At 69.5% G+C, this 17,781-nt stretch carries 15 protein-coding genes, 1 tRNA gene and 1 other RNA gene; 11 read left to right on the plus strand and 6 right to left on the minus strand.

Translation table 11 applies throughout. The annotated features are described in order from the left end of the window. Positions 1–86 precede the first annotated feature (86 nt). Positions 87–2,837 (minus strand): pyruvate dehydrogenase (acetyl-transferring), homodimeric type, encoded by a 2,751-nt coding sequence (gene aceE / locus AB0K08_RS13290; protein WP_363355214.1) that lies wholly within the window; start codon positions 2,835–2,837, stop codon positions 87–89. Between the two features lie 360 nt (positions 2,838–3,197). Here aceE and AB0K08_RS13295 point away from each other — a divergent pair, with 360 nt between their 5' ends. From AB0K08_RS13295 to gndA, 6 genes are all read left to right on the plus strand, one after another. Beyond that, positions 3,198–3,581 carry a DUF3052 domain-containing protein gene (locus AB0K08_RS13295; protein WP_363355412.1) on the plus strand — a complete coding sequence of 128 codons (384 nt, stop codon included), beginning with the start codon at positions 3,198–3,200 and terminating at the stop codon, positions 3,579–3,581. After that, a complete protein-coding gene (locus AB0K08_RS13300; RefSeq protein WP_363355216.1) occupies positions 3,578–4,060 on the plus strand; it encodes a redoxin domain-containing protein in 483 nt (160 codons plus the stop codon). The genes AB0K08_RS13295 and AB0K08_RS13300 overlap by 4 nt, the downstream gene beginning before the upstream one ends. Positions 4,061–4,108: 48 nt before the next feature. Further along, positions 4,109–4,185 (plus strand) — tRNA-Val (locus AB0K08_RS13305). Between the two features lie 119 nt (positions 4,186–4,304). Then, positions 4,305–4,721, plus strand: a complete 417-nt coding sequence (gene panD / locus AB0K08_RS13310) for an aspartate 1-decarboxylase (protein ID WP_363355218.1) — start codon at positions 4,305–4,307, stop codon at positions 4,719–4,721. A 213-nt stretch (positions 4,722–4,934) separates the two neighbouring features. Further along, a complete protein-coding gene (gene ppk2 / locus AB0K08_RS13315) occupies positions 4,935–5,846 on the plus strand; it encodes a polyphosphate kinase 2 (RefSeq protein WP_363355220.1) in 912 nt (303 codons plus the stop codon). A 71-nt stretch (positions 5,847–5,917) separates the two neighbouring features. Next, positions 5,918–7,396, plus strand: a complete 1,479-nt coding sequence (gndA, locus tag AB0K08_RS13320) for an NADP-dependent phosphogluconate dehydrogenase (protein ID WP_363355222.1) — start codon at positions 5,918–5,920, stop codon at positions 7,394–7,396. A 162-nt stretch (positions 7,397–7,558) separates the two neighbouring features. On the opposite strand, the gene epsC is transcribed toward gndA, so the two are convergent. The 3 genes from epsC to msrA all read right to left on the minus strand — a co-directional run bounded on the left by epsC (position 7,559) and on the right by msrA (position 9,764). Then, complete coding sequence (epsC, locus tag AB0K08_RS13325; protein ID WP_363355224.1) at positions 7,559–8,143, minus strand: serine O-acetyltransferase EpsC; 585 nt, start codon at positions 8,141–8,143, stop codon at positions 7,559–7,561. Positions 8,144–8,208: 65 nt separating this feature from the next. After that, the gene (cysK, locus tag AB0K08_RS13330; protein WP_363355226.1) at positions 8,209–9,141 is read right to left on the minus strand and encodes a cysteine synthase A; all 933 of its coding nucleotides are present in this window, start codon (positions 9,139–9,141) and stop codon (positions 8,209–8,211) included. A gap of 83 nt (positions 9,142–9,224) precedes the next feature. Continuing rightward, positions 9,225–9,764, minus strand: coding sequence for a peptide-methionine (S)-S-oxide reductase MsrA (gene msrA, locus AB0K08_RS13335; RefSeq protein ID WP_363355414.1), 540 nt, complete (start codon positions 9,762–9,764; stop codon positions 9,225–9,227). A gap of 117 nt (positions 9,765–9,881) precedes the next feature. Between msrA and AB0K08_RS13340 the strand changes: the two genes are divergently transcribed. From AB0K08_RS13340 to AB0K08_RS13350, 3 genes are read left to right on the plus strand one after another with little or no spacing between them, the layout of a single operon-like run. Then, positions 9,882–10,751, plus strand: coding sequence for a Nif3-like dinuclear metal center hexameric protein (locus tag AB0K08_RS13340; RefSeq protein ID WP_363355228.1), 870 nt, complete (start codon positions 9,882–9,884; stop codon positions 10,749–10,751). Between the two features lie 10 nt (positions 10,752–10,761). Further along, complete coding sequence (locus AB0K08_RS13345; RefSeq protein ID WP_363355230.1) at positions 10,762–11,508, plus strand: DNA-binding protein; 747 nt, start codon at positions 10,762–10,764, stop codon at positions 11,506–11,508. Between the two features lie 2 nt (positions 11,509–11,510). After that, a complete protein-coding gene (locus tag AB0K08_RS13350; protein WP_363355232.1) occupies positions 11,511–12,506 on the plus strand; it encodes a reverse transcriptase-like protein in 996 nt (331 codons plus the stop codon). An 84-nt stretch (positions 12,507–12,590) separates the two neighbouring features. Here AB0K08_RS13350 and AB0K08_RS13355 read toward each other — a convergent pair whose 3' ends face one another. Continuing rightward, the gene (locus AB0K08_RS13355) at positions 12,591–13,397 is read right to left on the minus strand and encodes a peroxide stress protein YaaA (RefSeq protein ID WP_363355234.1); all 807 of its coding nucleotides are present in this window, start codon (positions 13,395–13,397) and stop codon (positions 12,591–12,593) included. Between the two features lie 59 nt (positions 13,398–13,456). Between AB0K08_RS13355 and rnpB the strand changes: the two genes are divergently transcribed. Beyond that, an RNA gene (rnpB, locus tag AB0K08_RS13360) (RNase P RNA component class A) lies at positions 13,457–13,853 on the plus strand. Between the two features lie 102 nt (positions 13,854–13,955). Here rnpB and AB0K08_RS13365 read toward each other — a convergent pair. After that, positions 13,956–15,968, minus strand: a complete 2,013-nt coding sequence (locus tag AB0K08_RS13365; protein ID WP_363355236.1) for a BCCT family transporter — start codon at positions 15,966–15,968, stop codon at positions 13,956–13,958. Positions 15,969–16,244: 276 nt separating this feature from the next. On the opposite strand from AB0K08_RS13365, the gene AB0K08_RS13370 reads away from it, so the two are divergent. Next, entirely contained in the window at positions 16,245–17,699 is a 1,455-nt protein-coding gene (locus AB0K08_RS13370) for a glyceraldehyde-3-phosphate dehydrogenase (protein ID WP_363355238.1), read from the plus strand. The last annotated feature ends 82 nt before the right edge of the window (positions 17,700–17,781 follow it).

Raw genomic sequence — 17,781 nt, forward strand, 5'->3', positions numbered from 1 at the left:
GGGAACCCCACAATCGCCGACGGCGGCCGGCCAGGCGCGCTGTGCACCTCGCCGACCGCCGTCGTCAAAGACCGGCCTGGTCCGTCTCAGGCATCGCCTCCGACGGTGCCCGTGGTGCCGGCGTTGACGTCGTCGATCCGGTACTTCCGGTAGGCCTCGGCGGCGGTCCCCGCCGCGACCGAACCGTCCTTCTCCAGCATCTGCAACGCCTTGACCACCATCGAGTGGGTGTCGATGTGGAAGTAGCGGCGGGCCGCGGCGCGCGTGTCCGCGAAGCCGAACTCGTCCGCACCGAGGGTGGCGAAGGCGTTCGGGATGAAGGGGCGGATCTGGTCCGGGACCAGGGTCGCGTAGTCGGTGGTGGCGACCACCGGCCCCTCGACGTCGGCCAACTTCTGGGTGATGTACGGGGTCCGGGCGGTGCCCTCCTCGTTCCGCAGGGCCTCGCGCTCGGCGTCCACCGCGTCGCGCCGCAGCTCGGTCCAGCTGGTCACCGACCACACGTCCGCAGCCACCCCCCACTCCTCGGCGAGGATCGAGGCCGCGTCGATCACCCAGGGCACGGACACGCCCGAGCCCATGAGCTGGACCTTCGGCCCGTCGCCCTCGGCCCGGCTGTAGCGGTAGATGCCCTTGAGCAGGCCCTCCACGTCCAGGTCCTCGGGCTCCGCCGGGTGGATGATCGGCTCGTTGTAGACGGTGAGGTAGTACATGACGTTGCGGACCTCGTCCCCGCGGTCATGCTCGCCGTACATGTCCTCCAGGCCTTGGCGCACGATGTGGGCGATCTCGAAGGAGAACGCCGGATCGTAGGTCTTCACCGCCGGGTTGGTGCCCGCCAGGATCGGCGAGTGGCCGTCCATGTGCTGGGTTCCCTCACCGGCCAGGGTCGTGCGGCCGGCGGTGGCGCCGATCACGAAGCCGCGGGCCAGCTGGTCCCCGGCCGCCCAGAAGGCGTCGCCGGTGCGCTGGAAGCCGAACATCGAGTAGAAGATGTACACGGGGATCATCAGTTCGCCGTGCGTGGAGTAGGACGTGCCCACCGCGGTCATGGCCGCGGTGGCCCCCGCCTCGTTGATGCCCACGTGGTACAGCTGGCCGGAGGTGGACTCCTTGTAGGACAGGAACAGCTCGCGGTCCACGGAGAGGTAGTTCTGGCCCTTGGGGTTGTAGATCTTGGCCGTGGGGAAGAACGAGTCCATGCCGAAGGTGCGGGCCTCGTCCGGGATGATCGGAACGATCCGGTTGCCGATGTTCTTGTCCCGCATCAGGTCCTTCAGCAGGCGCACGAACGCCATGGTGGTGGCGGCCTGCTGCTTGCCGGTGCCCTTGCGGGCGTGCTTGTACATCGCCTCCGGCGGCATCGGGATCCGGTCGTAGTCGGTGCGGCGTTCCGGCGTGAAGCCGCCGAGCTGCTGGCGCTTCTCCATCATGTACTTGATCTCCGGGGCGTCGGCACCCGGGTGGTAGTACGGCACGTTGTACGGATCGGACTCGATCTGCTCGTCCGTGATGGGGATGCGGTGGCGGTCGCGGAACACCTTGACGTCCTCGACCGTGAGCTTCTTCATCTGGTGGGTGGCGTTCTTCGCCTCGAAGTTCTGGCCCAGGCCGTAGCCCTTGACCGTCTGTGCGAGGATGACGGTCGGCTTGCCCTCGTACTCCATGGCGGCCTTGTAGGCGGCATAGACCTTGTTGTAGTCGTGGCCGCCGCGCTTGAGGTTCCAGATCTCGTCGTCGGACATCTCGGCGACCATGTCCTTGGTCACGGAGGAGCGGCCGAAGAAGTGCTCGCGCACGAAGCCGCCGGACTCGGCCTTGTAGGTCTGGTAGTCGCCGTCCAGGGTCTCGTTCATGATCCGGACGAGCTCGCCCTCGTCGTCCTTCTCCAGCAGGCCGTCCCACTCGCGGCCCCAGAGGACCTTGATGACGTTCCAGCCGGCGCCGCGGAAGTAGGCCTCCAGCTCCTGGATGATCTTGCCGTTGCCGCGGACCGGGCCGTCGAGACGCTGCAGGTTGCAGTTGATCACGAAGTTCAGGTTGTCGAGCTTGTCGTTGGCGGCGATGTGCAGGGCACCGCGCGATTCCGGCTCGTCCATCTCGCCGTCGCCCAGGAAGGCCCAGACCTGCTGCTCCGAGGTGTCCTTGATGCCGCGGTTGTGCAGGTAGCGGTTGAACTGCGCCTGGTGGATGGCGTTGATGGGGCCCAGACCCATGGACACCGTGGGGAACTGCCAGAAATCGCTCTGCATGCGCGGGTGCGGGTAGGACGGCAGGGCGTTCGGCGCCTTGGACTTCTCCTGGCGGAAGCCGTCGAGCTGCTCCTCCGTGAGCCGGCCCTCGAGGAATGCGCGGGCGTAGTTGCCCGGTGAGGAGTGGCCCTGGAAGAAGATCTGGTCGCCGCCGCCGGGGTGGTCCTGGCCGCGGAAGAAGTGGTTCAGGCCCACCTCGTAGAGGGTGGCCTGCCCGGCGTAGGAGGAGATGTGCCCGCCCACGCCGACGCCGTCGCGCTGGGCGCGCTGGACGATCATGGCGGCGTTCCACCGCAGGTAGTTGCGGTACCGGCGCTCGAGCTCCTCGTCACCGGGGTATTCGGGCTCCTGGTCCACCGGGATGGTGTTGACGTAGTCCGTGGTGGTGACCATCGGCACGCCCACCGACTTGGTCCCGGCGCGCTGAAGGAGGTGGCGCATGATGTACTCCGCCCGCTCCGTCCCGCGCGCTTCGACGAGTCCGTCGAAGGACTCGATCCATTCGGCCGTCTCCTGCGGATCCTTGTCGGGCATCTGGTTGGTCAGGCCACTCAGGATATGGGAGCTCTCTTCAGCTGCGCTCACGGCAACCTCTCTGTCGGCGGACGGTGATCCGCTGGTCTCTAGAACCCGCGGTCCGTCCCGGGATCATCCGGGCGGGACGTGTAGCGGCGGGTCCGCTGCTTCCATCCCCGACTGTATAACCTGTGCTGCCCCCCTTGCAGGCTTCCGGGTCCTCCATGACGCCGGGAGGACCCGGGCTCTGACGTGTTCTTCGGCCCGCCGGATCACGGTGGCATGGCCTTGGGTGTCCGGGACCACGTAATCTGGTGCGATGATGCCCTTATGGGTAACCCGCAACAGTCAAGGAGAGCAGTGAACCAGCCAGACTCCGCCCCAGCGGTGGGGGGATCGACGGAGACCAGTGACGGACCGGCCGCGAAGATGGGCCTGTCCGCAGGTCGCCTGGTCCAGGAACTCGGTTTCGATGACGACATCGACTTCGACTTCCGGAACACCCTCGAGGACGAGCTCGGCTCCGAGATCCTCACCGAGGAGGACCAGGAACCGGTGGATGCCGTCATCCTGTGGTGGCGGGAGTCTGACGGGGATGTCGACGACCTGGCCGACGCCCTGATGGATTCCCAGACCTCCCTGGACACCGGGGGGGTGCTGTGGCTGCTGACGCCGCGCAACAGCCAACCGGGACACGTCCCGCCGGCCGATGTCGCCGAGGCCGCCCCGACGGCCGGTCTGCACGTCACCACGACCGCCGGGGTCTCCGCGGACTGGACCGCGACCCGCCTGGTCGGCAAACGCAACCTGTGACCGGTGCCCCCGGGGACCGTCCGGTGCTCCGGGACCAGCATGGGCAGACCTGGACCTGGCCGCCAGTGGCGCGCGCCGGTCCCGGTGGGGCGCCGGAGCCCGCGGACGACGCCGGCCCGGTCCCCTCCCGTGTCTGGCTGCTGTTCCTGCCGGGGGCCTTCACCCCGGTGTGCATGGCCGAACTGGCCTGGGTTGATGACCTGGCCGGGCGACTGGCCCCGACCGGCGTCGGGCTCCGGGTGGTGTCCTGCGATTCCGCGGCCGTGTTGCGCACGGTGGCCGAGCAGCTCGGGGTCCGCACGCCGCTGCTGTCCGATTTCTGGCCCCACGGGGCCGCCGCTCGCGCCGTGGGGGAGTTCAACGAGTCCACGGGCCGGCCGCGCCGTACGAGCGTGCTCATGGACGCCGACGGCACCGTGCTCGCCCGGGTCCGAGCCGGCGCCGGGAGCCAGCGCCGGCTCGAGGACCATCTGGGCTGACCGTCCGCGTCATCCGCGCTGGCCATCTCGGCTAGAGTTGGCGCTTTGGGGCCTATAGCTCAGTTGGTTAGAGCACTTCGTTTACACCGAAGGGGTCGGGGGTTCGAGTCCCTCTGGGCCCACCACGAGTCGGTCCCGTAGAATCGGGCACCGGGAATACGCGGACGCCGGCTTCCGTTGCACAGTACGTTGACGAACGTACGGCGGGATTCGTTGCCGTTCTGAAGGGATGCTCCATATGGCCATGACCCGGACCATGTTCAAATCGAAGATCCATCGGGCCACCGTGACCCACGCCGACCTGCACTACGTCGGCTCCGTGACGGTGGACCAGGACCTGCTCGACGCCGCGGACATCCTCCCCGGCGAGCTGGTGGCGATCGTCGACGTGACCAACGGGGCCCGGCTCGAGACCTACACCATCGCCGGCGAACGCGGTTCCGGCGTGCTCGGCATCAACGGGGCGGCCGCCCACCTCGTGGACGTGGGGGACACCGTCATCCTCATCACCTACGCCCAACTCGAGGACGCCGAGGCCCGCGCTTTCGTGCCCACCGTGGTCCACGTGGACGTGGACAACCGGATCGTGGACCTCGGGACCGACCCCGCCGAGGCCCTGGCCGCGGACCTGCAGCGGCCGCCCTACGCGGTGGCGCACTAGACGCCACCGGACCACAGCTTGACCGACGGCCGCCCGCAAGACGTGGGCGGCCGTCGTCGTTCTCTGGGACTGACCGGTGCCGGTCCGCGCGAGTGTTCACGGTCTGTTCACCCGTGTCACCCGATGTGACGCCGTCCTCGGTACCCCGTCCGCCCCATGATGGACAATGAAGACCCGACCCGGCCCTGAGACCGGCACCGAAGGAGAGCCCCCATGCTGTTGAGCCCGGACGCACCCCGAGAGAACCTGCGCGAGTTCATCGACAAGCTCCGCGAGGGCGGCTACACCGTGGCGGACAAGCACACCCCGGACCCGGACCTGATCACGCCGGACGGCAAGGCCGTGGAGACCTGGCGCGAGGACTACCCGTACCAGGAGCGGCTCTCCCGCGAGGAGTACGAGGTCGAGAAGTACCTGCTGCAGATCGAGCTGCTGAAGCTGCAGTACTGGGGGGAGGACACCGGCCAGCGGCACCTGATCATCTTCGAGGGCCGGGACGCCGCCGGCAAGGGCGGCACCATCAAGCGTTTCACCGAGTACATGAACCCGCGCACGGCCCGGGTGGTGGCCCTCAACAAGCCCTCGGACCGCGAACAGGGGCAGTGGTACTTCCAGCGCTATATCAACCACTTCCCCACGGAGGGGGAGATCGTGCTGTTCGACCGCTCCTGGTACAACCGCGCCGGGGTGGAGCGGGTCATGGGGTTCAGCTCGGACGAGCAGTACACCACCTTCATGAACCAGGTGCCCCTGTTCGAGAAGATGCTCGTGGATGACGGCATCCACCTGACGAAGTTCTGGTTCTCCGTGACCCAGTCCGAGCAGCGGACCCGCTTCGCGATCCGCCAGATCGACCCGGTCCGCCGGTGGAAGCTCTCGCCCATGGACCTGGAGTCCCTGGACCGCTGGGAGGACTACACCGCGGCGAAGGAGGCCATGTTCATGCACACGGACACGGACCACGCGCCCTGGACCACCATCCGCTCCAATGACAAGAAGCGGGCCCGGCTGAACGCCATCCGCTACTTCCTGTCCCAGTTCGAGTATGACGACAAGGACCACGCCGTGGTCGGCGCGCCGGACCCGCTGATCGTCCGCCGCGGCCGGGACGCCGTCGGGGACTGAGCCGCCGGGGACCGACCTGCGTCGGTCCCGTAGGCTGGGATGCGCAACTGGAGCCCTAGAGAAGGAACGGCATGAAGGCTGATATCGGCGTCACGGGACTGGCGGTCATGGGGGCCAACCTGGCCCGGAACTTCGCCCGCAACGGCTATACCGTGGCCCTGCACAACCGCAGCCGGGCCCGCACCGACGCGCTGATGGCAGACCACGGCCACGAGGGTAGCTTCATCCCCACCGAGAGCCTGGAGGAGCTGGTGGAGAACCTCGCGGTGCCCCGCCGGGTGCTGCTCATGGTCCAGGCCGGGGCGCCCGTGGACAGCGTGATCGATCAGTTGGTGCCGCTCCTGGAGCCGGGGGACATCGTGATCGACGCCGGCAACTCGCACTACGAGGACACCCGGCGCCGCGAGGCCGCGCTGGCGGCGCAGGACCTGCACTTCGTGGGCATCGGCGTCTCGGGCGGCGAGGAGGGCGCCCTGAACGGCCCGTCCATCATGCCGGGCGGCCCGAAGAAGTCCTACGAGGCGCTGGGCCCGCTGCTGGAGGACATCTCCGCGCAGTACGAGGGGGATCCCTGTTGTGCCTGGATCGGCACGGACGGGGCGGGCCACTTCGTCAAGATGGTCCACAACGGCATCGAGTACGCGGACATGCAGGTGATCGGTGAGGCCTTCGACCTGCTGCGCTCCGTCGGCGGGATCGAGCCGGCCGAGCAGGCCGGGATCTTCCGTGACTGGAACTCCACCGAACTCGCCTCCTACCTCATCGAGATCACCGCCGAGGTCCTGGGACACACCGACGGCGCGACCGGGCAGCCCCTCGTGGACGTGATCGCGGATGCGGCCGGCCAGAAGGGCACGGGCCGCTGGACCGCCATCTCCGGCCTGGACCTGGGCTCGCCCATCGGCGCCATCGCCGAGTCCGTCTTCGCCCGCTCCCTGTCCAGCCAGCCCGGGATCCGCGCCACCGCGCAGCAGGTGCTGGCCGCCGGCACCGACCCCGTGAACCCCCCGCAGCAGGCCGACCGGGAGTCCTTCGTGGAGGACGTGCGCCTGGCGCTCTACGCCTCGAAGCTGGTCTCCTACGCCCAGGGCCTGGACATGCTCACGGCCGCTGCCGAGGAGTACGGCTGGTCCCTGGACCTCGGGACCATCGCCTCGCTGTGGCGGGATGGCTGCATCATCCGCGCCGACCTGCTCGACGTCATCATGCAGGCCTATGGCGGCCGGGACACAGACCGTCACCCGGCGCCGGGCTCCACGGCCGAGGGCCAGCCCGCCAACCTGCTGTTCGCCCCCGAATTCTCCGATGCGATCGCCGCCGCCCTGCCGGCCTGGCGCCGCGTGGTGGCCACCGCCGTGGCGGCCGGGGTCCCGGTCCCGGTGTTCTCCTCCGCGCTGTCCTACTACGACGGGCTGCGGCGCGAGCGCCTGCCGGCCGCCCTGACCCAGGGGCTGCGGGACTACTTCGGCGCCCACACCTACCGCCGGGTGGACCGGGACGGCTCCTTCCACACCCTCTGGTCCGGCGACCGCACCGAGATCGAGGCCTGACCCCACGCCCAACCTCCCAGGCGCAAAGTGACTCCACCCCCACCCCAGTGACGTCCGCTCGTCACTCTGTGCCTCGGAACTCGGGAGAACCGGTCCATCACGACGACGGCCGGCACCTTCCGCGAGAAGGTGCCGGCCGTCGTCGTGCCGGGGATTATTCCGTCAGATCCACATGGCGGGGTCCACGTACTCCGCCGGGTCCACCGCCGCCTGGTGCTCCTTGGGGGCCCGGAGCCGCCAGGTGGCCGGGACGCCCGTGGCGATGGAGTCGGCGGGGGTGTCCTTGACCACCACCGCGTTGGCCCCGACGGCCGATCCCGTGCCGATCTCCACGGGGCCCAGGATCTTCGCCCCGGCGCCCACCACCACACCGTCGGCCAGGGTCGGGTGCCGCTTCACCTGCGCCAGCGACCGCCCGCCGAGGGTCACCCCGTGGTACAGCATCACGTCGTCCCCGATCTCGGCGGTCTCCCCGATGACCACACCCATGCCGTGGTCGATGAAGAAGCGCCGGCCGATCGTGGCACCGGGGTGGATCTCGATCCCGGTGAGGGACCGGGTGAGCTGGGAGAGCACGCGTGCCGGGGTCTTGAGCTGTTCCACCCTCCACATCCGGTGGGTCAGCCGGTGGGCCCAGATCGCGTGCAGTCCCGAGTAGACCACTGCCACCTCCACATCGCCGCGGGCGGCCGGATCATGGGCTCGGGCATTGGCGATGTCTTCCTTCAGACGGGACAGGAAACCCACGGGAGGCCTTTCGGTCGGTGTGACGGTGTGAGGGGGCGAGGGGAGGGTGCGCGGGGAGCGGTGGCTCAGCCGCGGATGTCCTCGAACAGCACGGTCGAGATGTACCGCTCGCCGAAGTCCGGGACGATGGCCACGATCAGCTTGTCCCGGTTCTCCTCGCGCTGGGCGATCTTCACGGCGGCGGAGACGATGGCTCCGGCGGAGATCCCGCCGAGGATGCCCTCGCGCGTACCCATGGTGCGGGCCACGGAGACGGACTCCTCGAGGCTGGCGGTGTAGACCTCGTCGTAGATCTCCGTGTCCAGGACCTCCGGGACGAAGTTGGCGCCGAGGCCCTGGATCTTGTGGGGGCCCGGCTTGCCGCCGGAGAGGATGGGGGAGTCGGCGGGCTCCACGGCGATGAGGCCGATCCCGGGCTTCTGCTCCTTCAGGTAGCGGCCCGCCCCGGTGATGGTGCCGCCGGTGCCGATGCCGGAGACCAGGATGTCCACGGCGCCCTCGGAGTCGGCCCAGATCTCGGGACCGGTGGTGTCATAGTGCGCCTGGACGTTGGCCTGGCTGGAGAACTGGCGGGCCCAGATGGCGTTGTCCGAGTCGGCGACGATCTGCTGGGCCTTCTCCAGGGCGCCCCGCATGCCGTCCGCCCCCGGGGTCAGGACGATCTCGGCCCCATAGGCGCGCAGCATCACGCGGCGTTCGTTGGACATGGTCTCCGGCATGGTCAGGATGACCTTGTACCCGCGGGCGGCGCCGACCATGGCCAGGGCGATGCCGGTGTTGCCGGAGGTGCCCTCCACGATGGTCCCGCCCGGCTTCAGCTCGCCCGCGGCCTCGGCGGCGTCCACGATGGAGCGGCCGATGCGGTCCTTCACGGAGTTCGCCGGGCTGTAGAACTCCACCTTGACGGCGACCTTGCCGGGCAGGCCCTCGGTCAGGTGGTTCAGCATGATCAGTGGCGTGTTGCCGATGGCTTCGGTGATGTTGTTCAGAATGGCCACAGCGGTATTCCTTCCAGGAACGAATGCGGGTTGACGTGGGAGGCCGGGAGCAGCGCCTCGGGCACAGCAGTACTGGGTTCAGCCTAGGACAGGCCGACCGCCTCGGAGGGCTCCACGAGCCATTCGGAGTAACGGCGGCGCACGGCGGCCAGCTTCGGCGTGATGATCACGTGGCAGTATCCGACGTCCGGACGGTTGGTGTAGAAGTCCTGGTGGAAGGACTCGGCCGGATACCACGTGCCGAGGGGCTCGATGGTGGTGACGATCGGATCCGGCCAGTTCTCCTGGTTCCGCCGGATCGCGGCGCGGAACAGCTCCTCATCCGCGGCGTCCGCGGCGAACAGGGCCGAACGGTACTGGGTCCCCACGTCATGGCCCTGGCGGTTCAGGGTCGTGGGGTCGTGGCCGGTGAAGAACAGGTCCAGGATCATGTCCGCGCTGATGACGGACTCGTCGAAGCGCACGCGCACGCCCTCCGCGTGGCCGGTGCGTCCCGAGCAGACGGTCTCATAGGTGGGGTGGGGCCAGTCGCTGCCCGTGTATCCGGACTCCACCGCGGTGACGCCCCGGATCCGCCGGTACACGGCGTCCAGGCACCAGAAGCAGCCGCCGGCCACGGTCAGGACGCGCGGGGACGGTTGCGGGCGTTCGGGGCTGGCTGGGGTGTTCGCTGAATCACTCACATCCGCCTACAGCACCGATTCCGTCATGTTCATTCCCGTCTCAGGCAGAATGGCCTCATGACCACGCAGAACCAGACCCCGCGGACACCGACCCTGGCCCAGGTCATGGAGTGCTTCGAGGAGCTGTGGCCGGACTCGCTGGCCGAGGGGTGGGACGCCACCGGCCTGGTGACGGGCCGACCCGATCAGCCGGTCGGCCGCATCCACTTCGCCGTGGACCCCGTCCAGGACGTGGTGGACGAGGCCGTGGCCGCCGGCGCGCAACTGCTGGTGACCCACCACCCGCTGCTGTTGCGCGGGGTGCACTCGGTGGCGGCCACCGGGTACAAGGGGCAGCTGGTGCACACCCTGATCGAGGGGGGCTGCGCGCTGTTGACCGCTCACACCAATGCCGACTCCGCCGTGGGCGGGGTCTCCGATGTCCTGGCCGACATCCTCGGGCTGCAGGACGTGGTGCCGCTGGCCCCCGTCCGGGACGGCCTGCCGGAGGAGGGCCTCGGCCGGGTGGGAGTACTGGAGCGGCCGCTGCCCCTGTCCGAGTTCGCCGCCCGGGTGTTCGGGGCGATGCCCGCCGTGGCCGGCGGGGTCCGCGTGGCGGGGGACCGGGACGGGATCGTACAGCGGGTGGCCGTGTGCGGCGGGGCGGGCGACAGCCTGTTCGATGAGGTCCGCGCGGCCGCCGCAGACGTCTACGTCACCGCGGACCTGCGCCACCACCCCGCCTCCGAGCTCCGGGAGGCGGCCCGCCTGACCGGGGGCCGCCCCTACCTCGTGGAGGTCTCCCACTTCGGCAGCGAATGGCTGTGGCTGCCCGCCGCGGCCGAGGCGCTGGACACCCTGCTCTCCGAGAGCGGCTTCGACGTGGAGATCGCCGTGAGCGGCCAGAACACCGACCCCTGGGACTATGTCCTGACGCCCGGCAGCTGAGGAGCACGCCATGAGTACCACCACCGCAACACCGGCCGACCAGCTCCGCCTGTTGGACCTGCAGCAGCTCGACACGGCGCTGGACCGGGCCCGGCACCGCATGCAGCAGCTGCGCCAGGACCCCGACTACGCCGGTCTGCAACGGACCCTCGCCGAGCAGCAGGCCACGGCCGAGCAGACGGCAGCGGCGCTGGAACAGGCCCGCGAGGCGGTCCGCGAGGCCGAGTCCCGCGTGGCCGAGGTCCAGCAACGCCGAGACCGCAACCAGGCCCGGCTGGACGCCGGCCAGGGCTCGGCCAAGGACCTCGAGGGCATGATGCACGAGCTGGCCACCCTCAAGGCGCTGCAGGACGAGCACGAGGGCACCGAGCTGGAGGCCATGGAGGCCGCCGAGCAGTCCGAGGCCGCCGATGCGGCGGCCCAGCAGGACCTCGCCGGCGCGCGGTCCGCCGCCCAGCAGCGCTCCGCCGAGCTGAAGGAGGAGGCCGCCGGCGTCGCCGCCGAGGGCAACGACCTCACCGCGCAGCGCAAGGCGGTGGCCGCCAGCCTGCCCGCTGACCTCGTGGCCCGGTACGACAAGCTCCGGGAACGCAACGGCGGCATCGGCGCCGCCCGCCTGGTCGGCAACACCTCCGAGGCCTCCGGCCTGCCGATCAGCCCCGCCGACCTGGCCCAGATCGAGCAGGCCGATGCCCAGACGCTCGTCTACTGCCCGGATTCCGGGGCCATCCTGGTCCGCGCCGGACAGGAGCAGTGAGCGTGCCGGCACCCTCCTCCCGAGCCACCGGGACGCGACTGCTGCACGTGGAGGCCGACGGCGGCTCCCGCGGCAACCCCGGGGTGGCCGGTTACGGGGCGCTGGTGCGCGACCCCGACACCGGTGCCCTGCTGGACATCGACGCCCAGCCGCTGGGCAAGGCCTCCAACAACGTGGCCGAGTACTCCGGACTCATCGCCGGCCTGAGGCTGGCGCGGGCGATCGACCCTGAGGCGGCCGTCCACGTGAAGATGGACTCAAAGCTCGTGGTCGAGCAGATGAGCGGCCGGTGGAAGATCAAGCACGCGGACATGCAGAAGCTCGCGGCCGAGGCCAAGAGCCTGCTCCCGCCCAGCCGCGTCACCTACGAGTGGATCCCGCGGGCCCGCAACAAGGACGCGGACCTGCTCTCCAACGAGGCCATGGACGCCGGGGCCAGCGGCACCGCATGGGTGAAGTCCCGCTCCGGCCTGAAGGTCTCCGGGTCGTCGGAGCCCATACCGTCGGAACCCACGTCGTCGGAACCCACGCCGCCGGAGCCCACACCGCTGGAACCGGCGCCCGCCGTGTCCTCCCGGCCGGCCGACGTCGGGCCCTCCCGCCGGGTAGGGCGGCTGCACCACGTGGAGATCTGGGTGGCGGACCTGGCCGCCGCCCGGGGCAGCCTCGGCTGGCTCTTCCAGCAAGTGGGCTATGCGGTGAGCGGGGAATGGTCCGAGGGCACGAGCTACCAGGGGGCGGGGGAGTACCTGGTGCTGGAATCGGGTCCGGACGTGGCGGCTGACGGTCATGACCGACGGCGGCCCGGGCTGAACCACCTGGCCTTCCACGCGGGGACCCGCGCGGAGGTGGACGCCCTCACGGCGGCGGCCCGTCAGCGGGGCTTCACCCTGCTGTTCGCCGACCGCCACCCCTTCGCCGGGGGGCGCAACCACTACGCGGCCTACCTGGAGGCCCCGGACGGCTTCGAGGTCGAGCTCGTCGCGGACCCCGCCTGACGCCTTCAACTGCAGGTCGATGGATGACCCGACACGCCGACGACACGCCGATGTGAGGTCATCCATCGACCTGCAGATCGCTCGTCAGACGGTGGAATGCGCCTCGGGGAGGGTGACCTGCAGGCTGGCGTGCTTCTTCCCCGTGGACGGGACGAGGTCCACCTCCCACTCGTGGGGTCCCGCCGCGGACCCGGCGGCGGCCACCACCTCGGCCGCGGTCTCCGGGGAGGTCACCACCCGGCTGCCGGCGAGCAACAGCTGACGGGCCACCAGGCCGCGGGTGTGCTTGGCGAAGTGGGAGACCACCGTCCGCTTCCCGGCGCGGACCTGGAAGACGTCCACGGTGGCGGTGAGCCCCGCCGGGGCCTTCCACTGGGCCATGTAGCCGCCGGAGCGGCAGTCGATGATGACGCCCGCACGCTCGGCGTGGGCGTCCAACGGCGGGGTCAGGCGCGGCTTCCACCAGCTGGACATCCGCCCCAGACCCGGCAGGCTGGCCGTGACGGTCAGGCGGTGGTTCGGCACGTGGTCGCCCAAGGCGAGGACCCCGAAGAGGCCGGAGAAGACGAGGACGCGGCTCCGGGCCCTGCGGCGGGCGGCCTCGGGGAGGGACGCATAGTCCAGGGCGTCGAAGAGGACCCCGGTGAAGACCTGGTGGGCGGGCGCCGCCGGGGACTCGAAGAGCACCATGTTGGCCTCGATGTCGGACCGGACGGCCTCGCCGACGCCCAGCACCTCGGCGGCGTCGGGGGCGGAGGACACGGCGGAGAGGATGCCCATGGCCGTGGTGCGTTCACCGGCCAGCGAAGGCAGCACGAGGGACTCGAGATCCAGGGGAGCACCGGAACGGGGAGCGGTCTTGCCCTCGGAGGGCGGCAACAGGATCAACACGGTGAACAGCCTAGCGAGTGCCCGGCACACTGCGGACCCGCGTAGACTGGGCCGCCGGGACAGGCTGGCGGACGGCCGCAGGGCGCCGGTGACGGTGCCGTGAGGAACGTCCGGGCTCCACAGGGCAGGATGGTGGGTAACGCCCACTCGGGGCAACCCGCAGGACAGTGCCACAGAAAGCAGACCGCCTGGTCCGTAACGGTGTCCGCACCGCTGCGGGCCCGGTGAGGGTGAAAGGGTGGTGTAAGAGACCACCAGCGGTCCGGGTGACCGGATCGGCTCGGTAAACCCCATCCGGAGCAAGGCCGAACAGGATGTGTTCGAGGGCTGCCCGCCCGAGCATCCGGGTTGGCCGCTCGAGCCCGTCGGCAACGGCGGGCCTAGATGGATGGCCGTCGCTGGGAGGCGGGTGACCGCCCCCGGTACAGAACCCGGCGTACAAGCCAGCCTGTCCCTCCGGCTTCTGCTGCAGACACGGACCCCCCGGAAGGCCAGGCCTTCCGGGGGGTTCGTGTCGTCCGGCGCCGCGGTGGGCCCCGGCGGGACGTGGACCTCAGGTCACGTCTCGTCCTCCCGGCCGTCCCGGCGACGCCGGCCGAACAGCCCGCGGGAGGGCCCGGCATCTGGTGCGGTGCCCTGCGCCGCGGACGGGTCGGCGGTCTGGGTGGCGGAGCCATCCGCCCCCGGCTCGCGGCGCCGTTCGAAGAGACCGGTCGTCCGGGAGAGCCGGTAGTCGATCCGGTGGTCCACCTGCTCGCCGAAGGCGTCGTCGAAGTCCTCCGAGAGACGTTCACTGATCTGCTGGTAACGGGCGCGGCGCTCTCGGGCGTCGATGGCGTCCTGGTCCCTCTTCAGGGCCTTGACGATGGCGAAGCACATGGCCAGCAGGACGAGGCTGAACGGCAACGCCGTGGCGATCGACGCAGCCTGCAGGGCCCCGAGTCCGCCGGCCAGCAGCAGGCCGATGGCCAGCGCGCCCTCCAGGAACGCGAACAGCACCCGGGACCAGACCGGCGGATTCGGGTGCCCGCCGGAGGCGAGCATGTCCACGACCAGCGAACCGGAATCGGAGGAGGTGATGAAGAAGATCGCGACAAGGAGGATGGCGATCACGGAGAGCACACCGCCGAGGGGCAGTCCGCCCAGGACATCGAACAGGGCCGCCTCCACGCCGAGGGACTCGGCTCCCTCCTCCACGAGGGGCTGGTCCGAGAACAGCTGGCGCCACAGGCCGGTGCCGCCCATGATCGAGAACCAGAGGAAGCCGACCAGGGTGGGGACCAGCAGCACACCCGAGATGAACTGACGGACGGTCCGGCCGCGGGAGATCCGGGCGATGAACACGCCCACGAAGGGCGCCCAGGAGACCCACCAGCCCCAGTAGAAGATGGTCCAGCCAGATCCCCAGGCCGCGCCGGCCTCACCGGAGTAGGCGCCGACGTCGAAGGTCATGTTGAGGACCTCGGCGAGGTAGACACCGATGGACTGGACGAAGTTCTGGAACAGGAACAGCGTCGGTCCGAGCAGGAGCACGGACAGGACGAGGATGGCCGCCAGGGACAGGTTGATGTTGGACAACCATTTGATGCCCCGACCGATTCCGGTGACGACCGAGCCGGTCGCGAGGAGCGTGATGATGATGATCAGACCGACCAGCAGCCACTGGTCGGGCGCCTCCACGATGCCCATGGCGGTCAGTCCGGCACCGATCTGCTGGACCCCCAGGCCGAGCGAGGTGGCGATGCCGAAGATGGTGCCGAAGATGGCGAGGATGTCGATGATGTCGCCCATCCAGCCCTTCACGCGGTCGCCGAGGATCGGCTCGAGGGCCCAGCGGATGGACACGGGGCGGCCCCGGCGGTGGATGGCGTAGCCGACGGCCAGACCGATGACGGCGTAGATGGCCCAGGGGTGCAGACCCCAGTGCACGAAGGTCTGGGCCATGCCCAGCATGGCGACGGCGTGTTCCTGGCCGGGGAGCACGGAGGTGACGCCCTCCACCGTCTCGGTGCCCGGCCAGCCCGGCTTGGGGGTGACGGTGGCGTAGCCGAGGGGCTCGCCCACGCCGTAGAACACCAGGCCGATGCCCATGCCGGCGGCGAAGAGCATCGCGAACCAGGACAGGATCCCGTATTCGGGCTTCTCACCGTCACGGCCCAGGGTGATATGGCCGAACTTGGAGAAGCAGAGGGCCAGCGCCACCACGATGAAGATGCCGATGGCCAGCATGTAGAACCAGCCGAGGTTGGTGGAGATCCAGCCCTGGATATTCGAGAGCACGGTCCCGGTGGTCTCCGGGGCGGCGATCGCGAGGACGGCCACGGCCGTCACGATGAGGATCGAGGGCCAGAACACGGCCGGGGCGATGGTTCCGGCGCCCACCCGGACACCCTGGAGCCGGAGCTTCTCGGTGACCTGCTCGTCCGAGTCGTTCTCGTGGATCCGGGCTGCGGGGTGGACCGGCTCGCCGGTGCCGGCGGTTGTGGCGGTCTCTGGTGCGGGGCCGGGACTCTCCCCGGGGGTGGAAGGCTCCTCCGCGGTGGTCAGGGACTCGTGGTCCGATGTCGACATGGTTCTCTCTCTTCGTCAGACGATGCACTCCGTCACGGTGCGAGGACGGTGAAGCCAATCGTTGGTTCCCAGCCACCATTCAGGAAGGTGATGCACCGAGTCAAACAACAAATGACAAGGCTGTCAGTAGTTGCACGCCGCCCAATGCGACGTACGCCACACGAGCCCGGTCGTCGCATGGCGCCCCGGTGACCGCACGCGGCAGTGGATTCACTAGACTGGGCTCCGCCGTGGCCGCCAACGTGGTCGGCACGGGAACAAAGGGAAGGACCTACCGTGGCAGACAAGACCAACGGCACCGCGCAGGACCAGCACTCCGCCTGGAACCACCGGGAGGAACTGGCCGAGCGGATGGTTCCGCTGATCGGCTCGTTGTACCGGGACAACAACGTGATCACGAGCATCTACGGCCGCCAGCTCGTCCACAAGGGCGTCATCGACATCATCAAGGCGCACCGCTATGCGCGCCAGATCGATGATGCCGTGCTCCCGGTCGAGGAGACCTACCCCATGGTGCAGGCGCTGGCCGGCATGAACCTGGGCGCCGCATCGATCGACCTGGGCCGGATGGCCGCCGCCTACCGTGCGGCCGGCGGTGACCTGCAGGACTTCCTTAACACCGAGCTGGCGGAGATCGCCGGTCACGGCGGCGAGGGTGTCAAGGCGCCGAAGGACGTGGTGCTCTACGGCTTCGGCCGCATCGGCCGGCTGCTGGCCCGCATCATCCTCTCCCATGAGGGTGGCGGCTCCTCGCTGCGGCTGCGTGCCATCGTGGTCCGCAAGAACTCGGAGAACGACCTCGTCAAGCGGGCCTCGCTGCTGCGCCGCGACTCCATCCACGGCCCCTTCGAGGGCACCATCACCGTGGACCAGGAGCAGAACACGATCACCGCCAACGGCACCGTCATCCAGGTCATCTACTCCAACGACCCGGCCACCGTGGACTACACCTCCTTCGGCATCCAGGACGCGATCGTGGTGGACAACACCGGCCGCTGGCGGGATGAGGACGGACTGGGCCAGCACCTGCAGGCGACCGGCGCCTCCAAGGTCCTGTTGACCGCCCCGGGCAAGGGGGACATCAAGAACATCGTCTTCGGCGTCAACACGGCCGACATCCGGGACGAGGACACCATCCTCTCGGCGGCCTCCTGCACCACCAACGGCATCACCCCGGTGCTGAAGGTCCTCAACGACGAGTACGGCATCGACTACGGCCACGTGGAGACCGTGCACGCCTACACCAACGACCAGAACCTCACGGACAACTTCCACAAGGGCTCCCGCCGCGGCCGCGCCGCCGGCCTGAACATGGTGCTCACGGAGACCGGTGCCGCCAAGGCGGTGGCGAAGGCCCTGCCCGAGCTGGAGGGCAAGCTCTCCGGCAACGCCATCCGCGTCCCCACCCCGAACGTCTCCATGGCCATCCTGAACCTGGCCCTGCAGAAGGAGACCACGGTGGAGGACCTCAACGCGCGCCTGCGGAACGAGTCACTGACCGGGCCGCTGCGCAACCAGATCGACTACATCCACTCGCCCGAGATCGTCTCCTCGGACTTCGTCGGCTCCAACCGCGCCGGGATCGTGGACGGACTGGCCACCATCGTCAACGGCGGCAAGAACGCCATCCTCTACGTCTGGTACGACAACGAGTTCGGCTACTCCTGCCAGGTCGTCCGCGTCATCGAGGAGATGGCCGGAGACGCCGTCCCGGTGTTCCCGAAGGCCTGAACCGGACCTGAACCGGTCCTGACACCGGGGCCAAGACCCTGGACCACGACGTCGGCCGGTCGCCTCCCGCGGGAGGCGACCG

The organism is Citricoccus sp. NPDC055426 (assembly GCF_040677445.1).
Classification (GTDB): domain Bacteria; phylum Actinomycetota; class Actinomycetes; order Actinomycetales; family Micrococcaceae; genus Citricoccus.